This window comes from Sphingorhabdus sp. (genome assembly GCF_023910635.1).
In the GTDB taxonomy this organism is placed as follows: Bacteria; Pseudomonadota; Alphaproteobacteria; order Sphingomonadales; family Sphingomonadaceae; genus Sphingorhabdus_B.
Map to the genome: position 1 here is coordinate 1 of NZ_JAAVVZ010000079.1, position 1,745 is coordinate 1,745.

Below are 1,745 nucleotides of genomic sequence, written 5' to 3' on the forward strand. Positions count from 1 at the left end.
GCCATTAAGGGCAGCACAGTCGTCGGCTTTGCAGATTTAGGCATGGAAGCCATTTACGAGTTTGAAGTGCAGGACTTCCCCGTAACCGTTGCGGTCGATAGCGACGGCAACAATGTCCACCAACTCGCGCTCGCGTATTGGCAAAAACGCATCAAGGATGAGGGGCTATTATCCGGTTAGATAAGCCGTGAGGTTTATTGCACCGGCGGTGTTGGTGATTGCACTATGGGCTTGGCTGGCGCTGTCGGTTGGGCTGGCGCTGTGGGCAAGGAATCCATAAATTCCAGATCTACCAGATTGATATCGGCATTGCACCTTTTGCCCTTCAATACATCAATTTCTGCTTGCCGCTTCTTCAAATAATATTCGCGCATTGCGGCATAGGGATTCCCGCTTTGCTGGACTCGCGTCAGGATGTCATCATTCCGGACCCTGTCGTCGATAGACGAAAGTATCCCTTTGGAAGCTGATACGATTGGATCGGTAAAGGGCTTTCCAACTGCCGTTGGTAACAGCGACATGTCGACGACCCGTCCAAGCAGATCGCGAATGGTCGTCGAACCAAACACTGGCAGGAAAAGATACGGCCCTGGCCCTACGCCATAAAAGCCCAAAGTATCTGCCAAACCGTTTGAACGGCGCGGCAAATTGAAAGGCTTCTTTTTCGCGACATCCACGAGTCCGGCGATACCCACCGTTGAGTTGATCGCAAAACGACCTACAGTTTCCAACGCCTTGCCGATTTTCAACTGCAGCAAAAAATTTACAAAGACGATCGGCTCATCAAGGTTGTTTATGACATTATGTATTCCGTCGCGGATGGGATTGGGCACGGCTGCTTTGTAACCTTGGGCAACAGGCGCGATGATTGCTCCGTCGATCGCTTGGACTGCGGCGAACGACACTTCATTGACAGCCTCTACGGGATCACCCGGCGGCGGCCCTGTTCTTGCGGTAACCACGATGATGTTTTTGTCTGTTGCCATAGCAGTGGCCGGATCGGCCTGCGTTGTGGTGTCGGAAGGTAATGGTTCTTCGGCGGGGATGTCGGGATTAACAACAGGCGCACTTACAACACCGGCATTATCGGCGGCCTGAACCGATACTGGCATTGGAACGGTGACTGGTGCAGATGCATTCGCAGCTTCAACTGCTCTGGGTGCCTCGTTGGCGGGCGGGCATTGCAGCGATCCGGAGAGCATAGCCATCGCTACGATATTGGTAATACTCAACTTCGGCTCCTCTTGATGGTTTCTGCCTCGTCCCTTTTTGGCCCAAGCCTGATGTCCGGGCGATGAACATTAGTCAACGCACGTAGCATGCCCCTTGCATAGATTGGTGCCTATGCAGATCTTGCGGTGGCTGTCGTTTGTCCACGACCCACTATAAGCAGCTTTATCGCGCAGAAACAAGTGACTACCGAAGAGCTACCACAAAATCTTACAGCTTAAAAAGAGCCAATATTGCCCTTACTGACCGCGCATTTGGGCGTCGATTTGCGCCTGAATTTCGGGTGGCAGGCCCTGCGCCGCGCCGCCGTCTTGGCCGCCAGCGCCGCCTTGTTGTTGCATCTCCTGCATCTGCCTTTGCATTGCTTCGATTTCCGCGCGCGACTTGAACTCGAGCAGCTCGACATCGAATGTCAGTTCGCTTCCGCCCGGAATGGCGACTTCGCCTGTTTGCGGGTTGCGCTGATCCTCTGGCCCATAACCAAGCTCAGCTGGAATCCACAGGCGATATTTGCC

The 1,745-nt window shown here is 53.7% G+C and carries 3 protein-coding genes; 1 reads left to right on the plus strand and 2 read right to left on the minus strand.

What is annotated here, in order from left to right; genetic code table 11:
• The coding region (locus tag HEQ34_RS14305) for a fumarate hydratase C-terminal domain-containing protein (protein ID WP_296201585.1) at window positions 1-180 on the plus strand (180 nt) is incomplete at its 5' end.
• A gap of 14 nt (window positions 181-194) precedes the next feature.
• Here the strand turns inward: HEQ34_RS14305 and HEQ34_RS14310 are convergent.
• Both HEQ34_RS14310 and HEQ34_RS14315 read right to left on the minus strand, forming a co-directional pair.
• Window positions 195-1,232, minus strand: coding sequence for a VacJ family lipoprotein (locus tag HEQ34_RS14310; protein ID WP_296201586.1), 1,038 nt, complete (start codon window positions 1,230-1,232; stop codon window positions 195-197).
• A 237-nt stretch (window positions 1,233-1,469) separates the two neighbouring features.
• The coding region (locus HEQ34_RS14315; RefSeq protein WP_296201587.1) for an FKBP-type peptidyl-prolyl cis-trans isomerase at window positions 1,470-1,745 on the minus strand (276 nt) is incomplete at its 5' end.